General features: G+C 59.2%; 16 protein-coding genes and 1 pseudogene. 7 read left to right on the top strand and 10 right to left on the bottom strand.

Annotated features, from left to right (window positions below):
* The 4 genes from N2604_RS10940 to N2604_RS10920 all read right to left on the bottom strand — a co-directional run bounded on the left by N2604_RS10940 (position 1) and on the right by N2604_RS10920 (position 3,201).
* Positions 1–330: a hypothetical protein gene (locus tag N2604_RS10940; protein WP_260374711.1), complete on the bottom strand. Its 330-nt coding sequence runs from the start codon at positions 328–330 to the stop codon at positions 1–3.
* Positions 331–1,065: 735 nt separating this feature from the next.
* Positions 1,066–2,043 carry a LysR family transcriptional regulator gene (locus N2604_RS10935; protein WP_311739971.1) on the bottom strand — a complete coding sequence of 326 codons (978 nt, stop codon included), beginning with the start codon at positions 2,041–2,043 and terminating at the stop codon, positions 1,066–1,068.
* Positions 2,044–2,129: 86 nt separating this feature from the next.
* Positions 2,130–2,498 (bottom strand): response regulator transcription factor, encoded by a 369-nt coding sequence (locus N2604_RS10925; RefSeq protein ID WP_260374710.1) that lies wholly within the window; start codon positions 2,496–2,498, stop codon positions 2,130–2,132.
* A gap of 88 nt (positions 2,499–2,586) precedes the next feature.
* Positions 2,587–3,201 (bottom strand): response regulator transcription factor, encoded by a 615-nt coding sequence (locus N2604_RS10920; RefSeq protein ID WP_260374709.1) that lies wholly within the window; start codon positions 3,199–3,201, stop codon positions 2,587–2,589.
* Positions 3,202–3,896: 695 nt separating this feature from the next.
* Between N2604_RS10920 and N2604_RS10915 the strand changes: the two genes are divergently transcribed.
* From N2604_RS10915 to N2604_RS10905, 4 genes are all read left to right on the top strand, one after another.
* The gene (locus tag N2604_RS10915; protein ID WP_260374708.1) at positions 3,897–4,802 is read left to right on the top strand and encodes a sensor histidine kinase; all 906 of its coding nucleotides are present in this window, start codon (positions 3,897–3,899) and stop codon (positions 4,800–4,802) included.
* A gap of 766 nt (positions 4,803–5,568) precedes the next feature.
* Positions 5,569–7,158 carry a GMC family oxidoreductase gene (locus tag N2604_RS10910; protein ID WP_260374707.1) on the top strand — a complete coding sequence of 530 codons (1,590 nt, stop codon included), beginning with the start codon at positions 5,569–5,571 and terminating at the stop codon, positions 7,156–7,158.
* A gap of 80 nt (positions 7,159–7,238) precedes the next feature.
* Positions 7,239–7,445 carry a response regulator gene (locus N2604_RS39725; RefSeq protein ID WP_409241704.1) on the top strand — a complete coding sequence of 69 codons (207 nt, stop codon included), beginning with the start codon at positions 7,239–7,241 and terminating at the stop codon, positions 7,443–7,445.
* A 91-nt stretch (positions 7,446–7,536) separates the two neighbouring features.
* Positions 7,537–7,836: a hypothetical protein gene (locus tag N2604_RS10905; protein ID WP_260374706.1), complete on the top strand. Its 300-nt coding sequence runs from the start codon at positions 7,537–7,539 to the stop codon at positions 7,834–7,836.
* On the opposite strand, the gene N2604_RS10900 is transcribed toward N2604_RS10905, so the two are convergent.
* The 4 genes from N2604_RS10900 to N2604_RS10885 form a co-directional block, all read right to left on the bottom strand.
* A complete protein-coding gene (locus tag N2604_RS10900; protein ID WP_260374705.1) occupies positions 7,833–9,113 on the bottom strand; it encodes a lactonase family protein in 1,281 nt (426 codons plus the stop codon). The genes N2604_RS10905 and N2604_RS10900 overlap by 4 nt on opposite strands.
* A gap of 13 nt (positions 9,114–9,126) precedes the next feature.
* Positions 9,127–9,639, bottom strand: coding sequence for a peptide-methionine (S)-S-oxide reductase MsrA (gene msrA / locus N2604_RS10895; protein WP_260374704.1), 513 nt, complete (start codon positions 9,637–9,639; stop codon positions 9,127–9,129).
* 2 nt (positions 9,640–9,641) lie between these two features.
* Complete coding sequence (gene msrB / locus N2604_RS10890) at positions 9,642–10,094, bottom strand: peptide-methionine (R)-S-oxide reductase MsrB (RefSeq protein ID WP_260374703.1); 453 nt, start codon at positions 10,092–10,094, stop codon at positions 9,642–9,644.
* 2,225 nt (positions 10,095–12,319) lie between these two features.
* Positions 12,320–12,613, bottom strand: a complete 294-nt coding sequence (locus N2604_RS10885) for a hypothetical protein (RefSeq protein ID WP_260374702.1) — start codon at positions 12,611–12,613, stop codon at positions 12,320–12,322.
* Between the two features lie 10 nt (positions 12,614–12,623).
* Here N2604_RS10885 and N2604_RS10880 point away from each other — a divergent pair, with 10 nt between their 5' ends.
* Both N2604_RS10880 and N2604_RS10875 read left to right on the top strand, forming a co-directional pair.
* Positions 12,624–13,709: a cyclopropane-fatty-acyl-phospholipid synthase family protein gene (locus tag N2604_RS10880; RefSeq protein ID WP_260374701.1), complete on the top strand. Its 1,086-nt coding sequence runs from the start codon at positions 12,624–12,626 to the stop codon at positions 13,707–13,709.
* 372 nt (positions 13,710–14,081) lie between these two features.
* Positions 14,082–15,560, top strand: coding sequence for an MHYT domain-containing protein (locus tag N2604_RS10875; RefSeq protein ID WP_260374700.1), 1,479 nt, complete (start codon positions 14,082–14,084; stop codon positions 15,558–15,560).
* 599 nt (positions 15,561–16,159) lie between these two features.
* Here N2604_RS10875 and N2604_RS10870 read toward each other — a convergent pair.
* Together N2604_RS10870 and N2604_RS10865 are read right to left on the bottom strand one after the other, a co-directional pair.
* Positions 16,160–16,573, bottom strand: coding sequence for a cupin domain-containing protein (locus N2604_RS10870; RefSeq protein WP_260374699.1), 414 nt, complete (start codon positions 16,571–16,573; stop codon positions 16,160–16,162).
* A gap of 230 nt (positions 16,574–16,803) precedes the next feature.
* Positions 16,804–16,908: pseudogene (locus N2604_RS10865) on the bottom strand (cell envelope biogenesis protein TolA); the annotation flags it as partial.
* Between the two features lie 360 nt (positions 16,909–17,268).
* Here N2604_RS10865 and N2604_RS10860 point away from each other — a divergent pair.
* Complete coding sequence (locus tag N2604_RS10860; RefSeq protein WP_260374698.1) at positions 17,269–18,825, top strand: ISL3 family transposase; 1,557 nt, start codon at positions 17,269–17,271, stop codon at positions 18,823–18,825.
* Positions 18,826–18,916 lie beyond the last annotated feature (91 nt).

The raw sequence follows: 18,916 nt of genomic DNA, 5'->3' as shown, positions 1-18,916 counted from the left end.
TCAGGAACGTACGATGAAACTCGAATGCCACATTGGTTGATTCCTGCTCAATCCAGTATTGCAGTCCATCGGACGCCGGCAGCGGCAGCTTCCACAACATGCCCTGAAACCACATGCAGCCGATGAGACCCTGAAGACCCAGACACCCAGATGACGGCCGGTGCGTTGCGTCGGATCCTTCTGCCAATTTCGCTCGGCCATCCCGATGGCGGCAATCGTGAGCACCCAGAACAGCGCCAGGATCACGTAGCGCCAGCCCCCCTGATGCATATAGTCGTTTGTGTTTCCGGTCAGGAAACACCTGAGATCAATGAAGGGATTGGCGGGCATGCGCGGGCTCTTAGCTGATGGAGTAGTTTCTCTATGTATCGCTTGATCGACTCGTTACTCCGCACATCGGTTGACAGGCAACGCCCACCGCCGAAGGGACCAGCTGGTGCGCCTAAACCCGGACAATCAATCACTCAAACGACGACCAGTGTTCACTGCGCGTCCACCCAGTCTTCGGATCGCGTGAGTTTGCCAACACATCCGTCAAGGTAAGCCGGAACGATTTCCCATCGACATCCGGGGACTGCAACTTCCCATTGGTTATGGAATCGATGACAGTATGTTTCGCATAACTCGGCCGGTTGTTGGCTGACCACCCGGACCTCATGCGTTATTTTATAAACCGATCCAGTTGCAAGAAGTCGGCGTTCCCGTGCTGACACTCCATCGCAACAAAATCGATGATTGGCGGGGAATCATCTGAGATTCCGCCTAATATCATCTGGGTCGATCTAGTAGATTGCGAACCCACTCTTTCCGTCAAATTTTGAGGCCGTTTCCGCACCATCCACAGCCGTCGCCATGACCAGCTACGCAAGCAGCGGCTTTCTCCGACTTTTGAAAGCCGGGACTCCCCGAGCTACTCGCTGGGACAATTACGCCGCAATCCGAACATGTGAGCGGGCGTTCGTACTCCGCCATTGGAGGGAAGTCGGGAAGCGGCCGCGTGACGAACGGTCGTATCGAAACGATAGCGACGAGGCTATAGCGCTAGAGGTCGTGCGCTGCTCTACCCTAAGCTGTGATGCGGACGACTTCCGGGTCACGTTGACGTCGGGGCATCGCGGTGAACGGACCTGTCTTTGGCGCGATCGGCGCCTGCGCCTTTGTCAGCAGCGTCTGCCAATCGAATCGCCTGCAAATCTTTATAAGAGCCTCGAGCGCAGGCGAATATTGACGTCCCCCGACAACAAAGAGCTCAACAGTGTGTTTGAAGTCGAAGTCCGCGATAGGACGGACGACAGCATCCGGCAGTGCTGGCGCGTGCTCCGGGGTTAGCATAACGCCAAGGTTTGCGCTAACTAGGTGCTGCAGGTGCTGCAGCCCTTGCGCGCGGTGCCCGGGCTGTGCGACCTGCCCCTCGCACAGCTGCTCGCGGAACGCACGGTAGATCTCGCAGTCAATCGCTTCAAGCCATTTTGCGGACCGCAGATCCTTCAGGCTAACGGTGGCCTCCTCTGCCATCCGGCTCCCCTCGGCGCATGCGACAAAGACTCTCTCGCGGAATAAGCTGAAACGCTCGATGCGTTCGGGCGTTGGCCCAATGCAGCTGCTACCCAGAGCGGCGCTGACGTCGCCGTTCAGTAAGCCTTCGAAGACGTTAGAGGATTCAGCATCGACCAGATCGACTTGGAGGCCCGGTAGCTGGGTCGTGAGCGCGGCGATCGGTTGCGCCAGGATCGACGCCGAGATCATCGGTGTCAGGGCCACCCGGAGTGTGGCGACCTTCTTCCGCTTGAATTTCTTAGCATTGGCGCGAGCCTCCTCGACGGCGAGCAGCGTCCGCTCCAGCGTGGGCAGCATTAGCTTTCCAAGGTCTGTTAACTGGCTGAGGTGCCTTTCACGGAAAACCAGTGCCCCACCAAGTTCGTACTCCAGCTTCTGAATTGACTTGGTCAGCGCAGGTTGGGAGACGTTGCACTGTTCGGCCGCCCGAGTAAAGTTCATGCACTTGGCAAGGGCTACGAAATACCGAATTTGGTGGAATTCCATGGCGGCTCCTTATTTCGTCAGCTAGCCCGTCAAGCGGGCTCTCGTCAGGGGACTTCGTTCGCCAACGAGATCCGGCTGGACGTCCGTCATGCCGCAACACTGCGTTGAACGATGTCGAGCAGCGATTGCGCCTCGACTGGCTTTCTGAAAAACCCGACCGCTCCGGAGTACATCGCGCGTTCGCGCCACGACTCTTCAGGGCGCCCGGTAATGAGAATGACTTTAGGTGGATCCGACATCTCGACGACGCGCTCGACCAGATCGATACCGGACAGCCCCGGCATATCGATGTCCGCGACCACGCAGTCACAGCGCCCGCTCTCCTCGGAATCGAGGAAGGACTCCGCGCTCCCGAAGCAGGCTACTTCGTGGCCAGCAGCACGCAGCAGGTAATTCAACGACTCCCGGAGGAGGGCATCGTCATCGACGACGCAGATGAGAGCTTTCTTGTTCATGAAGCGAAACTGCGCCTATTCGACGCGCTCGCCTACTCTCCCACGGCTGAGGTTAGTCCTGTCCTTTTGGACAGGTTTCGATGAGCACCTACTCCTCGCCTTCCAGAAGTGCCGCCATCCGGGTCAATTCCGCGAGGCTGCTGGCCATCATCTTCGTCATGACCGCGCTCCGATGAAATTTCACGGTCGTCTCCTGGATCTCTAATGCGCCCGCGATTTGCTTGTTCATTTGGCCTGCACACACTAGCGCCATGACCTCGCGTTCACGTGCGGTCAGGCTTTCGTATCGTTTGCGCAATTCCGACAGCCGGTCCGGCGCCGGCGATGGCGGCTTCCAAGTTCGGATCGCGTTGGCAACTGCCTCCAACATCTCCTGGTCCCGAAAAGGCTTTTCGATGAAGTCAACAGCGCCTGCCTTCATCGCCTGAACTGACATGCGGATATCGCCATAGCCGCTCATCAGGATAACTGGCAAACGGTTATTACGCCGGGCGAGCGACGCCTGCAGTTCGAGCCCGCTGGGCCCCGGCATCCTGACGTCGATGATCACGCAGCCAGGCACATCAGCTAGATCGGCAGCAAGAAAATCCTCCGCACGACCGTAGAGCTTCACGGTGTAACCGACTGATCGCAGAAGATCGTCGATCGCATGCCTCATGAGCTCGTCGTCGTCGACGACATGGACGATAGCGTCGCCCAACATAGCTATTTCGTCTTCAGAGCAAGCGGTTGCCCTTCGGTCTCGTTCACCGCTCATGGTTCCCAAGCTTCGGCTTCCGGTCGATCCGACGCGCTCGTCCCCTCTATCATTTTGTTGAGAGACATTGGTAGGCATAGAGTCAATTCCCAATGGGAATGGATGTAGTGCCGCGCCTGAAACGCGGACGGAACGCAATTTTCCATCACCCCGCATCTCAATATCCCGGTGGGCGCCGCCACAGGACGTCAGGTTAGAGGATAGCGCTCCTAGGTCATCTCCGACAGCCATAGATGCCCAAGAGAGTCACGTCCGAAGAGCTCGCGGGCCTGTTGATGACCATCACAAGCAACTGAGATCAACGTTGAAGATCACCGGGCTTACCTCATACGCATCTGATTTCACCGAGGCGAGCATCTTCACCGCCATTATCGCCGCGCTCGCGTGCGCCTTAACCTATCGCTATTGTGTTTCGAGGATACCGCGCTCGTCCGGCGTCTAATCGGGCGCGGCTGTTCCTTTAAGGTCGATGTGACTGCAAGGATCCCTTCTAGTGTCGAAGTCGGCTCCGCGCCTCGCGAGGGGCCGCGATAACGTAGGGATATAGAACTTATGGCGACCGATGTCTCCAAATCGGTCCAAAGTCGTTCTCGTCGGGTGTCGCATGTCGGCGCTGTGACGAGAACTTGAGGGAGGCGCGAATGTCGGTCGTGAGCTTGCGAGAAACGTTGAAGTCAGCATTGGGGGCTATTCTTTCGCTACCAGATGCGGCCCCTGTTCCTATCGGAGACGGAGCGTTCGCGATAGATCTCTCCGCCGTGACAGAGGCGACATCTAAAAATGTCCGTAATGGGCGGGCGGAGATCCCTTTGCAAGGAGCAGATGGAGAGACCTCGGGCGTCCTGTGCAAAATCATTTCCATCGATATTCCGGTCTGCGGGTCCGCGGACATCGATCGAGACACCACGAAGATCTTCGTCCATGACATCGCAAATCTCTTGGCAGTTATCGATGGAGGCCTGCGGCTACTTGATGTAAAGACTGACGCGCAAGATCGCGCTGTGATCGTTGAAAGGCTCCGCCGCGCAATCCAGCGCGGCGCGTCGCTCAGCCGCAAACTGCTGGACAGCGATCGTCCGTATTGCAGCACAGCTCGGCCCGTCTCCCATGACCATATCGTGGACATCGGCGATCTGGTCGACCAGACGCTACGCGCTGACGTTGTTGTCGACACGCACATCGACCCGGGTCTCGGGCAGTTCCAAGCTGATCCGGAGGAGCTCCATCTTGCACTCCTCAATCTCTGCAAGAATGCAAGCGACGCGATGCCGGAAGGTGGGACGATCAGTATTAGCGCGCGGAACGTCTGCGTGCAGATAGACGCTCCCTGGGTCGAGATATCGGTTTCCGACGATGGGAGCGGCATGAGCCCGGACGTGCTCGAACGAGCCTTCGAGCCCTACTTCACGACGAAGGAAATCGGCACAGGTACAGGGTTGGGTCTCACGCAAGTCAAACGCCTCGTCGAACGCTGCAATGGAACGATTGATATCCAGAGCGCGGAAAACAAGGGAACGACCGTGCGTATGCTATTTCCGTGCACGTAGAATGGCATCAGCGCGGCCGATCCGCAGGGCAAGTGGAGGACGGTCACATGTGCAAACAAGATCAACTTCGAAAGTTACCTCTCAAAAAGAGAGACGCGCCATCAGGATCGTGCGCGCCGCCAAGGGCCCTTCCGGCTACCCTCCACGGATACTCCTTTCCAGGCGCTCGTTGGGCCGTCCTCTACCAGGCATATCCGAATCGGCCGGTGCGACCGCTTAATCGCTGCTGGAAAAGATCGCGGGTGGCAAATGACACCGCCCCGTATGCCGCCTCTGACAGTCGCAAGCATTCAGAAGGGCCGGCTTGGCCCTACCAAGGCAAACTACATCGCCAATTTGAGTTATTCACACGGGGCCTGAATGCTCGCAGTGCCCCGCGCGATTCTTGCCGTTCTCGTGCGCCATGTACGCACAATTCCCGGGGCTGATTGCGCGTGTTTCGTAACACCACTCCTGCAAGTCGCGATGGCATTCATTGTTGATTCAGCGACTGAAGGCGGCTCAGAAATCTCTGCAGAAGTAGAAGCGTCGGCTTCGCGTGCCATACGACTCACGGTCTTTCTCGGTACGGCATCACGCCGGCCGGCGAGCGGCAATAACGATCGTCGATCGACTCCATTGCCAGAGGTGATTTCCCTCTCCGGCGTTGCAAGGTCACTCTCGAAAAGCATGGTCCGATCAATCTCAGGATCAGGCACTACGATGGCGCGCCGCCGGCTAGAGGCGTTGAACGATACAGATTGGCGCAGAGAGAGAGAAGACGCTGATGTCTCAAGAAGCCTTCGATATCGTCGTTGTTGGTGCAGGGGCGGCCGGATGTGTGGTCGCGAGTTATCTTGCCGAACGCACCGATGTTTCGATCGCGCTGATCGAAGCAGGCGACACGGACCGCGATCCTTTCATCCATATTCCTGCCGGCTTTGCCAAAATATTGGCCCAAGATCGGCATGTCTGGAAATACGAGACAGTGCCCCAGCACGGCACCAAGCGAGCATATCGCTCAGGCAAGGTGCTCGGCGGTGGTTCCTCGATCAACGCGATGGCCTATGTCCGAGGCCAGAAGCGCGACTTCGCCGCCTGGCAGGCCGCGGTCGGCGATACCGGCAAATGGTCGTACGAAGACCTGCTTCCCGTCTTCATGGCGCAGGAACGCAACGACACGTTCCACGACGAATATCACGGCATCAATGGTGGTCTGTCGATCCAGCAGCCCAAGGGCATCAACGAGCTGAACCAATACTGCCTCAAAGCCTTCCAGGAATATGGGCTTCCCTATAACCCCGACTACAACGGCGAGAGCCAGATCGGCGTCTCTCCGGTGCAATCAACGGTCGGACACCAGCGGCGGTGCAGCGCAGTCGACGCTTATCTCCGTCGGCACCTCGCTTCGGGCCGCGTCACTCTTCTGACCGGCAAGACCGTTGTTCGCGTCCTCGTCGAGAACAATCGGGTCGTCGGCGTCAAGCTCATGGATGACGAGATGATCATGGCCGGCGAGGTTGTGCTGTCGGCCGGTTCGGTCCATAGCCCGAAGATCCTCATGCACTCGGGCATCGGGCCACCGGAGCAGCTTCGCCAGCACGGCGTCGCCATTATCGTCGATTCTCCGGAGGTGGGCGAAAATCTCCAGGACCATGCGATCGTGCCGGTCCGCGCCTATGTAAAGGGCGATCTGGGTTACCAAGCGGCCGCACATGGCCTCGGCAGCGTGAAGGCGGGCCTGCGCTATTTCGTCACCAAGGATGGCCCGGCGGCGGGCAATGGCATCGAGACGGTTTCCCACTGGAATCCGTCGGACTTTACTGCCGAACCTACGATCCAATGCTACCACGTGCCCATCGTCGCAACTGGCGGCGTCAGCCCGACGGGAGACCGTTCCGGCATCACTTTCGAACTCGTGGTGCTTCAGCCCAAGAGCCGTGGCTGGGTGCGGTTGGCCGATAGCCACCCGACGTCGATGCCCCTCATCAATCCGAACTTCATGGGCGAGGAGGAAGACCTGAGGGCCGCAGTGGAATCGGTACGCGCGATCCGCGAGGTTATGGCGCAGGAGTCGTTGGCGCCGGTGATCGAGGAGGAGATCGATCCCGGCCCGCACATCCAATCCGATGCAGAGATCGGCGAATGGGTGAAGGGTGCAGTGACGACGATGTTTCACCCGGTTGGCACGTGCCGGATGGGGCAGGATGCGCGAGCAGTGGTTGACGCGAGGCTCAGGGTCCGCGGGGTCGACGGCCTCCGGGTAATCGACGCCTCGATCATGCCCAACATCACTAGCGGCAATACCAACGCCCCAACCCAGGCACTCGCGCGCCATGCCGCGGCGATGCTGGTCGAGGATCTGAAGCGGACCTAAGGAGCTCTAGCGCAAGCCGAAGTGGCCCGACGTAGATAGTCGTCGAGGGGCGGAGCGATTATGCCGCGGCATCACTGCAGATGCCCGAAATGAGCGGATTCGACGTACATTTCGAGCTGTCAAAGCTCGGTAAAAAGATTCCGACAGTCCTCATAACGGCTGACCCGAGGGAGGACGATCGCTCGCGTGCTCGGAACGCCGGAATTGTTAGGTACCTGGTAAAGCCATTTGCCGAGGCTGATTTGCTTGAAGGAGTCCATATCGCCCTGTCGAGCTCCAGGGAATAATTCTCCGGACCAACGAGGAGATCTTCTCTGGTTTCGTAGAAGAAGCAAAAGTGGGCACCGCAGGCTACCATGTCGTCAACGACGTCGATTCTTGTTTTCCGCATTCTTCCTGTTGCGTAAACCAAAGCGCTACTGCGGCGGTAGCAGCAAGCAATTAGCCATTTTGACGACGCCAACTGACTCCATTTGCGGCCAAACCGACGAGGAGATCGCTAAGCTCGACGAGGTCGAGCGTCCAACCGTGCGAGAGGGAAAACTGCGCCACTGTATCTTGCGATTGACTGATTTGCGCGGCAAGGCTGCAAAGGGCCGAGAGCGCGTCTGCCAGACGCATCACAGTGGATTAGCTGGATCTTGCCTGGTCGACCGCGCTCCGTCGGTAGATGTCTAGAATCCCGCGAGGCCCTGGGTGCTGTTGTAGGGAATCGGGTTTCGACCAATCTCCGTCAGTCTGCCGCTCGTCTTGTCGAGGCGGTAGCTGACAAGCACCTGGGCATTTCCAAAGATCTGGTAGAAGTACTGGTCGTCGGGAGTCAACCAGCTGTCGCTGGGTCCGCTGCTGACGAGCCCGTTCACAGCGCGGAAGGTACCGTCCCCCGGTATCGCTTTGTTGGCCGGGTCCTGGAGAAGGCTCAATCGGCCGTCTACAAGCCGGTAGGTCGAGACCGTTCCGTATCCGAAGTTGGTCGCGAGCACCAGCGAGTTGTCAGATGTCACCTGCAGCCAGCAGAGCTCAGATGGCTTCCCGAGCGCGGTATCGATCGGGGCCAAAGGACCGTCGGTCACCCGACCCTCGCCATTAATGCGGCTCACTAGCACGCCGTCTCCTACCGCGAAACCGTTCAGGAAAGTATCGCGGCTCCGGTTGAGGAAGGCGATGTAGAATGGTCCCGCGCCGCCGGCATTGGCGAAGGAGGCCTCGCCGAGTGCGCCGTCGTCGCGCACCGGGAATATCACGAGCCCGTCTGGATCGGGGGCGTTCGCCACGACCAGATTTGGCGACCCGTCCGGATTGACGGCTGGACGAGCGTCGAAAAGAATATCGACCAGCAGGAACCGGCCGTCGGGCGACAGGACAGCTTGTGTCGACACCCGATCGGTCTTTGTCGCGGTATTTACCGAAGCCCGCTCCGGGCGCAGCTTCAGCTTGCCGTCCTCGGCAACCGTGTATGACCGGAGGTGGTTGGGGCCGAAGGCATGGAGCACGTATAGAGTTCGACTTTGGGAGCGGTAGGCGAGCGACTTCGCCGTTCCGCTGCGCCCTATTACGGGCTCGCCAGTCGGTTGTCGATCGATCAGTGTCAGCTTCCCGTCTGGACTCACCCGGAAGCTCGTCACGCTGTTGTCGCCGCCGTTCGTCGTGAACAGCAGAGTGTTGGATTCGGCCAGGATCACGCTGCCAGCGCCCTCGAATGCGTTGGGCGCACTCTTTTGGCCGCTGATCGGCTTGAAGACGCCAGACCCAGCGCCCCCGGTAGGGATACTCTCGAGTAGCTTTAGTTGCCCATCCGCGTTGCGACCGAAGTGCATGATGCGGTTCTGGGTTTCATTGGTTTGCACGTAGACATGACCTACAAGCTCAGAAGCGCGTGCTTCTATTCCGAGAGTCCCGAACAGAAGCAGCACGAGAGGTATAAGGAAGAGCTTCGACGATCGCGGACGGGTCATATAGTTAATCTCCTTAGGCCCGAGTTCTGACCGACAACTTCCACTGGGGCCGGACGAAATGGCAGGTGTAGCCGTTCGGATGCCGTTCCAGGTAGTCCTGGTGCTCGGGCTCGGCCTCCCAGAAATCGCCGGCGGGTGAAATCTCGGTCACAACCTTGCCCGGCCACAGCCCTGACGCCTCGACGTCGGCGATGGTATCCTCGGCGACGCAGCGCTGCTCCTCGGTAGTGTAGAAAATCGCCGACCTGTAGCTTGTGCCTCGGTCGTTTCCCTGCCGGTTGAGCGTCGTCGGGTCGTGGATCTGGAAGAAGAACTCGAGCAACTCTCGGAAGCTCGTCTGACTCGGGTCGAATACGATCTCGAGCGCTTCGGCGTGCGTTCCGTGGTCGCGATACGTAGCGTTCTTGACGTCGCCGCCCGAGTAGCCGACCCGCGTCGAGACGACACCGGGCAGGCGCCTGAGCAGCTGCTGCATTCCCCAGAAGCAACCTCCTGCCAGGACCGCGCGCTCTGTAGTCGCTGCCATCGTCAGGCCTCCTGCTTTGAGAACAGCGTTGAGTACTTGCCGTATCCCTCGCTTTCTAGTTGGTCGCGGTGGATAAACCTCAACGAGGCCGAATTTATACAGTACCTCAACCCGCCCTTGTCGCGCGGCCCATCTGGGAAGATGTGGCCAAGATGGCTGTCGCCGTGCTTGGAGCGAACCTCGGTCCGCGTCATGCCATGCGAGCTGTCAACGTTCTCGGCGACATTTGCGGCCTCTAGGGGCCGCGTGAAACTCGGCCATCCCGTTCCGCTGTCGAACTTGTCGAAGGACGCAAAGAGCGGCTCGCCGGAAACTACGTCGACGTAGAGACCAGGCTCCTTGTTGTCCCAATATTCATTGGCGAAGGGACGCTCGGTCCCGTCAGTCTGCGTGACGCGGTACTGCTCGGAAGTCAACTTCGAGACCGCTTCGGGATTTTTCCTGTAGGTCGGCATTCGCCGTGCTCCTTTTTGTTCTGCAAAGACCCAATCATAGAAATCTGCGACAATCGTATTTCGCAGACTCGAATTGGGTCATTGACTTCGGAAACTCCCGTCCATGCTGTGACGAGCCGCGGCAAACTGCCAATTCCCTTCTGGAATACGTTCGATAATTCCTCGGCTACGCCGTCGTGAACGGTAGATGAGGTGACGGCGCCTTATTCGAGTCTCGCCATATTGCAAATTGGGTGCCTCACATTTCGACAATCCGAACTCAGATTTGATGGCCTAAGCTGCAATGAGCACCAAGGGTTGGGATACGTGGACCCTTCTCCGTTTCCTGATTGTGAGCCGGCAGGGATCCGTCCGCGCCTTCAGCGAAGCGTCCCATCCGTATCGCTCTTGCCGGACTGCCTGGAGGATTGGCTAAGCGAGGACAACGTGGTCCATGTGGTCGATGCGTTCGTTGAAACGCGCGGCCCGGAGCGATTGTCGATCAAGGTTTCGTCCGCTTGCGCACGCAAAGACCAATTGCGCAAGTGGTCGGCATTGAGGGGAGCCCTAAAACCTTCGTATCGTTCCACGGCACCATTTGGATGACGGGACGACTAAACGTTCAATTGAGTTGCTGATCTCAATCGCCCTAGCATGCATGCGTTGGAAAAGCGCACGGCCTCATGAAGTGCGATCGTGAAAAAAGGATGATCGATTAACAGCTGCGATAAAGCCAAGAGGAGATTACAATGCCCAACTGCTCCGAAAGTCCTAGATCCGGCAGTGCCGCACGATGCGCAGTTTGTGATGGCAACTTTGGTCTCGTCCGGCACTACTCGTGGCGAACGCCTCTTTGTTCCAAGAAGTGCGTCGATCGCTTCAGAGCTCGCAGGGAAAGTGACCGCAATTGGGTGGGCTGGCTCCAGATCACCTTCAACCAGCTGCCAGAGAACCGCGCGAGGGTCTTGTGATGGTCCAGATCTCACAACGAGGCGAGGCATATTTAGAGACAGCATGGACTTGGCTCCGCGCAGCCCAAACCATGACAGACTCAGCGATCGCGAATCACCTTAAGGGCCTTGCCGACTATTACGAGTGGCGAGCTGAGAACGCTTCGCATGTTGATGCGGCCAAACATTCGTTCGATAGCCTGAGCGCATGACCGGGTGCGCAGCTTCAAACGACTTTTCTACCTTTGAAAGTTGAACTTGCGCTCGGCGCTCAAAGAGCTAGAGGCATCAAAGTCTAGCGGGTTCGCGGGGGTTTGCTAACAGTCGAAACGGCACAACTGACTTCGTATGTCGGCCTTCCTTATCAGCCAGCCAGGCAACTGACTCTGTTATGCAAAAACCTTATCGCTGAAGAAGCCAAGCCGTCTCATATGAAGCCTGTCAGCCTCAAATGGCTCAAAGACCTGATGACCTTTTGTCTCAAATAGGACGTCAGCAGCGCGGTAGAGAGCTACTGCTATGGGCCGAAGGGTGCAGGCTAGGCCGAAACCCGATCCCCTACAACAGTCCCCAGGGCCTCGCGGGATTCTAGACACCCACCGGCGGAACGCGGTCGACCGTGCAAGATCCAGCTGCTGCCACTGTGAGCAGGTCTGCAGATAAGCTCTCGTCCCTTCGCAGCCGCGCAAATCAGTCAATTGCAAGACTCTGCCGCGCAGTTTTCCCAATGGACGCTCGGCCTCATCGAGTAGAACAGCATCCCCGTATAGAAGAGGAGAAATGTCGTTCCGGTACGGTTCGTTGGCTGTCGATTGAAGCGAACAAAGGCAACGACGAACAGCAGCAGGCCAGATACACCCACAGCCCTGATTGACTACCGTGTGCATAGTCGCCTCCCAGTCAGTTCTGACGCGCAGATCGGCACTTTTTCGGTACTGGGTGTCTTGGACATGGCGTGCTCCTTGTCTTGGCGCCCCTGGCCAACTTATCGCTGGCAGGGCAGGAGCACGGCCGGACCATCCAACAAGCGGAAGTGGTCTGCTTTAAGAGCGAGCGCCATAGACCTTCGTATCGTTTCCATGACCACCTTGGATGCTCGGCGATTGCCTACGTTCAATTGAACCGCTGATCGCGATCGGCCTAGGGTGCATGCGTTGGAAAAGCGCACAGCTCATGAAGTGCGACGGCGAAAAAAGGACGATCGACGGACCGCTCAAAGCTCATTCCCCTAGGTTGCCTTCCGTTGGAATACCCCCCTCCGTCGGAAGGCGTAAGGGCGGTGAAGTCCCCCCAGCTTCACCGCCCGCGTTTTTCACTTGATCGAAAGTAACCAGAGGAAACTACAATGCCGAACTGCTCCCCAAAGTCTGTCAGAGCCGCGCGATGCGCAGTTGTGATGGCAAGTTTGGTCTCGTCCGGCACTACTCGTGGCGAATCCCGCTTTGCTCCAAAAAGCGCGTCAATCGCTTCAAAAATCGCAAGGGCAGTGATCGCATAGGCGCAGCGACACGGATGACCCAACCCGGAAATACGCGGCACTGCCGTGATTTGAAAAAGCAACGCGATTTCGTAGAATTCTTCAGCTATCACAGGAGCAACCTTGAATACTGTTCTAATACCCCAGTTGGTAGCGGCCGCCATCGTTGCGTTGTTTGTAGTATACAACCTTTTTCATTACGTACTTTTTCTTTTGGTGACCCGACCGAAGGACGCGCGCAAGATCGGCCACCAGCTGAATAAGTTCGAGCAACGCCAACTGACTGAGTGGACACCAAAACCGAACGACTTTCTCAAGCATGACGACGAAAGGCGCACATATGATGACGTGTTCGGCACGTATCGCGACGAGCAATCGAACTACAGCACGTGTGTGTTTCCTCGATTGGCATTTTCGAACCCTTACGAGGCCGAACGTGCACTTTTGAAGCCGAAAGACGGGATGCGATTCTTGGATCTCGGATGCGGCTCCGGCGCGGCAGCGGAATACCTCGCTAGGCGGAGCAATATCGAAATTGTGTGCGTGACCAATTCATCTGTGCAGGCGGAGATCTGCCGGCGAAAATTTGCGAGACTTGGCGGGCGTGGACAGGTGATAGTCACCGATTTTGACAGCCTCGATCTCCCGAATGAACACTTTGATGCCATCTATGCGCTCGAGTCGATTGGCTACACCAAAGACCTGGACGCGTGGCTAGCTAGATGCTGGCGGATGCTCAAGCCCGGAGGACGGTTGCTGATCCATTCGCCGGGATCGCTGGATCATTGTCGCCGTACCAAGGATTACCTGAGTGTCACCGCCTTCTTCGAGAATTGGCGCTACAATTTTGTCGGAGCCAATCTTCTCGTCTACAAGATGCGCCGACTTGGCTTTAGTCCAATCCACTATCGGCGACTACCGTTCTTGGCTTGGGGAGTAACCTGGAACTTCATTCAACACATGCTCTTGTGGAAGTACCGGCTAAAGATGCGCACATTCGTGGAACTGGAGCGAATTATTTGGCGCACGTCGAAGGTGTTTGTGTTTGGCAACCCGTACAACACGGTGCTGGCCACCAAACCCAAGGCACCATCTTGCTCCCAAACTCACACATCGGAAAAAGTGAAGCGGCCGCCCTGGCGGCACTTCGACGATACTCATCATTGGGATTCGACCGCGGAGGAATGGATCCCCAACGACGACCAGTGATCGCGCGGGTCCACTGCCGTACAGCTATGCCGCCAAAGGCCAGGGCCGCCGTCGTCTGGTAGCGATGAACGACGGCCACCGACAGACGAGGTGCGCGCGTTCATGATAGGAGCATAGCCGATCGCCATGCAAACGCCGCGCGTCCGGCCACGGATGCGCGGGGTTCTGGCGGATGGTGGTGGCGCACCGAACCGGTGCCGCCGCCGACCGCCCAGATAGCGCGTCCTTGAGACAGCCTCGCTGCCGAACTATCGTCGCCCTTGAGGCAACCGAGTCCTTGCCCCATCGTACTGACAATTGCCGTTGCGCGGCGCACCGTTGAAGCTGGCATCGGGGAATGTTTCTCTCTCCTCCCAAATGGGGACGATGCCGATGGTAATTACCGCAACATACAATCCGTCTCTCGTTGCCCTGTCCGTCCTGGTCGCTGGCTTCGCGTCTTACACGGCCCTGGATCTCGGCGGGCGCGTGGCGCTGGCCCAAGGACTCACGCACCGCATCTGGCTGGCGGGGGCCGCGCTCACCATGGGAGCCGGCATATGGTCGATGCACTTCGTCGCCATGCTCGCCTTCGAGCTGCCGATGCCGGTGTCCTACGATGTCGGCTTGACTGTCCTTTCCCTCGTGCTGGCGATCCTAGGCACGAGCGGCAGCTTCTACTTCATCAGTCGCCCGGGCAGCCTATCCCGCCCCCGCCTCGTCCTCAGCGGCGTCTTCATGGGGTTCGGCATCCTTGCCATGCACTACACCGGCATGGCGGCCATGCGGGGGCCCGTCGAATTGAGCTACGACCCCCTGTGGGTCGCGCTCTCCATGATCGTCGCGATCGGCGCGGCGACGGCGGCGCTGTGGCTGGCGTTCGGAACCAAGAACCCTGGGCAGAAGCTCGCCGCCGCCATCGTCCTGGGCTTCGCCATTTCCGGCATGCACTACACCGGGATGCGGGCGGCCATCTGTACCGCTCCTGCCACGACGGAGGTCGCCCAGGAGGTCACGACGCTCGATCGGACCCCCCTGGCGGTGGCGATCGCCGGTTTCGTGCTCGCCGATCTGGCCGCCCTGTTCGCCTCCGCGTACAAGCGCAAGCGCGCCGACGAGGCCCTGCGTCAGACGCAGGCGGATCTTGCCCATGTCCAACGGGTCACTGCCATGGGAGAGCTGGCGGCCTCCATTACACATGAAGTCATGCAGCCGCTCGGGGCGGGAATGAACAATGCCGGGGCGGCCTTGCGCTGGCTGGGTGCCCAGCCGCCAGATCTGGACAAGGCCCGGGACGCGCTTGGTCGTACCGTCGAAAACGGAAACCGTGCGGCCGAGATCATTGGCCGCATACGTAGCCTCGTTAAGAAGGAGCCCCCGCGGAAGGATGCCTTGGAGGTCAACGAAGCGCTCGTTGAGGTCATTGCCCTGACCCGTGGCGAAGTGATGAAAAACAATGTCTCGGTGCAGACGCAACTCGCGGAGGGCTTGCCGCTCATTCAAGGAGATCGAGTCCAACTGCAGCAAGTGATCCTTAACTTGATCATCAACGCCATCCAAGCGATGAGCGGTGTCAGCGAAGGGTCGCGCGGGTTGCTGATCGGCACCGGGAAAGATGCATCGGACAGAGTGCTCGTCTCTGTGCAGGATTCTGGCCCGGGACTGAACCCGGAGAGTTTTGAACGCCTGTTCGACTCATTCTACACCACCAAGCCCGGCGGCATGGGCATGGGGCTATCGATCTGCCGTTCGATTGTCGAAGCTCACGGGGGACGCATATGGGCCACCCCGAACGCTGGGTCAGGCATCACTGTGCAATTCACTTTGCCGATCAACGATCAAGCCACGGCATCCGCGCGTTCGGCGGCGTGATCTTCACTACTATTCAGAAATTCTCCCGCGCCGCCGGCGAGATCGCCTACCCGGTCCTTCTAATAGACGGAACGTCGTTGTCATCGCCGATGAGGCACATCGGAGTCAGTATCCAAGCAAGGTTGGAGCAGAGTACGGGCGAAATATCCTGTGGTTTTGCCGAATATCTCTGCGACGGCCTTCCTAACACGTCGTTTATCGGTTTACGGAAACACCGATCGGAAAGGAAGATGTGAACACGCCCGCCGTTTTCAGCGAATAGATCGATATCCGCGCGGTCGAAGACGGTGCGACCGTCCCGATCTATTGTGAGATTCGCCTTGGACGAATTGAGCTTCCCGATGAGGAGAAACCGAAGATCGCCGCCGAGATCGAGGAGCTGGCCGAAGACGAGGCCATAACCGAACAGTCGCCATCGAATCGCGGCCGCTGGCGTACGACAGGCGTGCCGCGGGGGGCGCTAGTTGGTCTGAAGCGGGGAGACGGTTTAGGCGCACCCGGCCGGCGCGTGAAATCAATCGTCCGGCGCGGTCGCTCGCGGCCTATAGCCGGGCCCGAGCGGGCGCACGTCAGCGGACGCCGCGTCCCGCGGTCCCGCCCTAGGGGAACGTCAGGCCGAAAGCGGCCGGATCGAGCTGCTCGCCTTTCCGAGGGACCAAGAAGCGCTCCAGCCCACCCGGCACGAAGCTGAGCAGCAGGGTCGCCTGATCGCCGACCACCTCGATTGTATGCGGCACACCGCGGGGAAGAGCCGCGTAGGCGCCCGGCCCCACCTCGACGCGGGCATCGCCGACCCGCGCAATTAGCTGCCCCTGCACAACGTAGAGCAGCTCGTCCTCGCGCGAGTGGGTGTGCAGCGGCGGCTCCTCCCCGGCCCGCACCGTCCACAGGACAGTGCCATATTCGCCTCCGGTCTGGCTGCTCTCCACTTTCATCTCGACGCTTGAGCCCGCGCTCGAGGTCACCGTCTCGCCGCCGTGGGGCGGCGTGAGAACCGGCTGCTTCACTGACATTTGTAGCCTCCTGATTGTGGACCCTTGTTCGGCGTCGGAGTGGCGGCGAAAGGTTGCCGCTCACGCTCGTCAGTATGGGATTGCGCGGCGAACGGGAAATGACGTCACGCCATGAACTCGATAGCCGCGCGTTATGATGGCCGTAGGCACGTGGCGTGAAAAGGTCAGCTCTCACAGGCAAACTGGGCTCACCCCGTTCGCAGTTTACACCATCGCACCAGCGGGCCCTTGCTGTCTGCACCCCACGCTTCCAGAGCCGCTTTCATGGAAGGAGCAGCGATCGCCAGATCGAAGAAGCCCAGCGAAGTCTGGTAGGTTTTCAGTTTTCTGGCCATCGGTCTGATCAGACCTTCCCGTTCGATAGTTAGCGTCGCGCACTCTAGGATTTGCCGCGGCGTCTGACGGAACATGCCATGGCTTTAAGCGTTCCCTCATTCTCGAAGGACGTCCATGCATTACGCAACACGCTCTGAAAAATTGGCCCTTGAATGAGCCGGACGTCGACCCTGCCCAAGCGCTTACAGCCGATGCTCGCTACGCTCACCGACGCGCCGTTCGACGACCCCGGCTGGGTGTCATTCGGCCTGCAATATTGACCCCCTAAGCCGGGGGATCGGCGTCCAAAATTGGCTCTGACTCACTTTTGATGCAGTTTGGAGGATGTCTGGCGCTTTGATTGGAGGAGAATCAGCGCCATGCAGCAGGCACTCCACCGCTCCAGTTTGGTGCCGCGTGGATTTGTTGTAGAGAGTGCTTACTACGAGGGTAATAAGGCGATCGTTGTGGTTCGGGCGTCCGGCAGCGTCGGCCTGTGTCCATCGTGCGGAACGGTTTCGCGACGTGTCCATAGCCGCTACCGGCGCCGCGTGACCGATCTGCCGCTCTCGGGTCGGATCGTCCAGCTCCTGGTAATCGCCCGCCGTTTTCGCTGCGACGCGGTTCTGTGCGGGCGTCAGATCTTCACTGAGCGCTTCGGCGAAGGCGTACTGGCGCCTTCGGCGCGCCGCACCGCGAGGCTGGAGTCCATCGTTCACCACCTTGGCTTGGCGCTTGGGGGTAGACCGGCAGCAGTCTTCGCAAAGCGGCTGATGCTGCCGGTGAGCAAAGATACCCTTCTTCGGGTGGTTCGGCACCGTAGCCGTCCCCCAGCTGACCCGCTCAGGGTCATCGGCATTGATGACTGGGCCTGGCGGCGCAATCACCGATACGCCAGCATCGTCTGCAACTTGGAAAGGCGCAGGGTCGTCACTTTGTTGCCGGATCGTGAGCCGGCGACGGCCCAAGCCTGGCTCGCTGCTCATCCCACGATCGCAATCGTCGCCCGTGACCGCGGCGGCGGATATGGCGAAGCCGCGGCCAAGGCCCTGCCGCACGCAGTACAGGTCGCCGACCGTTGGCATCTGATGGAGAACGCCAGTCGGGCCTTCCTCGATGCCGTCCGCAAATCGATGCGCCAGATACGCACCGTCATCGGTGCGACCACGATCGATCCCAAGCTACTCACCGCCGCGGAGCGCCTCCAGTATGAGGGCTATCTGCGCCGCGAGGAGACCAACGCGGTCATCCTGGCTCTGTCGAAGAATGGCATACCTATCAAGCAGATCGTGCGTCAGACCGGCCACAGCAGGAAGCTGGTGCGACAGGTGGTCCGCGGCGAACGTCACGACGTGTTCCGAACCCGGCAAAGTTCGTTGGATGTGCACTTGCCATGGCTGGACGAGCAGTGGGCGTCTGGCTGCCGCAACGGGGCTGAACTTTGGCGCCGTTTGAAAGGGCGTGGCTTCCGAGGCTCGCTACGTGTCATCAGCGAGTGGGCAACCCGCAGACGACGAGCGGAAAGGACCGACACACAAAACCTTCAGAGGATTCCGTCGGCCAGAACGATCGCTCGCCTCATGACAATCGGACGGGACCTGCTCACCAAAGCGGAGACCGTCACGGTCGCGGCGATCGAAGCTGGCGTGCCAACTCTGGTCGAGGCACGCGAGATCATCGCCGAATTCCACCTGATGATCCGGCGTAAGACCGAGCCGGGCCTCGCTCCTTGGATCGAGCGTGCCCGCGCCAGTCTCGTCGCCTCGTTCGCGAGCGGCGTCGGGAGAGACCAAGCGGCAGTCCGAGCCGCAATCACGTCGCCCTGGTCGAACGGACAAACCGAAGGACAGATTACGCGCCTCAAGCTCGTCAGGCGCCAAATGTATGGCCGCGGGAAGATCGATCTGCTCCAAGCCCGGTTAGTCGGCGCAGAATGAAAGGAGCTGCACCAAGATTGCGTCAGAGCCAAATTTGCAGGCCGATTGACAGCCAGCAGCTGACTTGCCTACGTAATCTGCGGCCTTTCGA

It is taken from the genome of Bradyrhizobium sp. CB1015, assembly GCF_025200925.1.
GTDB lineage: Bacteria > Pseudomonadota > Alphaproteobacteria > Rhizobiales > Xanthobacteraceae > Bradyrhizobium.
The sequence above is the reverse complement of the archived record's forward strand: the minus strand, read 5'-3'. Positions and strand labels throughout refer to the sequence as shown.

Bases quoted from the DNA above. Each gene is read 5' to 3' on its own strand.
- N2604_RS10940 (WP_260374711.1), bottom strand. From the start codon at position 330: ATGCCCGCCAATCCCTTCATTGATCTCAGGTGTTTCCTGACCGGAAAC.
- N2604_RS10935 (WP_311739971.1), bottom strand. From the start codon at position 2,043: ATGGAATTCCACCAAATTCGGTATTTCGTAGCCCTTGCCAAGTGCATG.
- N2604_RS10925 (WP_260374710.1), bottom strand. From the start codon at position 2,498: ATGAACAAGAAAGCTCTCATCTGCGTCGTCGATGACGATGCCCTCCTC.
- N2604_RS10920 (WP_260374709.1), bottom strand. From the start codon at position 3,201: ATGTTGGGCGACGCTATCGTCCATGTCGTCGACGACGACGAGCTCATG.
- N2604_RS10915 (WP_260374708.1), top strand. From the start codon at position 3,897: ATGTCGGTCGTGAGCTTGCGAGAAACGTTGAAGTCAGCATTGGGGGCT.
- N2604_RS10910 (WP_260374707.1), top strand. From the start codon at position 5,569: ATGTCTCAAGAAGCCTTCGATATCGTCGTTGTTGGTGCAGGGGCGGCC.
- N2604_RS39725 (WP_409241704.1), top strand. From the start codon at position 7,239: ATGCCCGAAATGAGCGGATTCGACGTACATTTCGAGCTGTCAAAGCTC.
- N2604_RS10900 (WP_260374705.1), bottom strand. From the start codon at position 9,113: ATGACCCGTCCGCGATCGTCGAAGCTCTTCCTTATACCTCTCGTGCTG.
- msrA (WP_260374704.1), bottom strand. From the start codon at position 9,639: ATGGCAGCGACTACAGAGCGCGCGGTCCTGGCAGGAGGTTGCTTCTGG.
- msrB (WP_260374703.1), bottom strand. From the start codon at position 10,094: ATGCCGACCTACAGGAAAAATCCCGAAGCGGTCTCGAAGTTGACTTCC.
- N2604_RS10875 (WP_260374700.1), top strand. From the start codon at position 14,082: ATGGTAATTACCGCAACATACAATCCGTCTCTCGTTGCCCTGTCCGTC.
- N2604_RS10870 (WP_260374699.1), bottom strand. From the start codon at position 16,573: ATGTCAGTGAAGCAGCCGGTTCTCACGCCGCCCCACGGCGGCGAGACG.
- N2604_RS10860 (WP_260374698.1), top strand. From the start codon at position 17,269: ATGCAGCAGGCACTCCACCGCTCCAGTTTGGTGCCGCGTGGATTTGTT.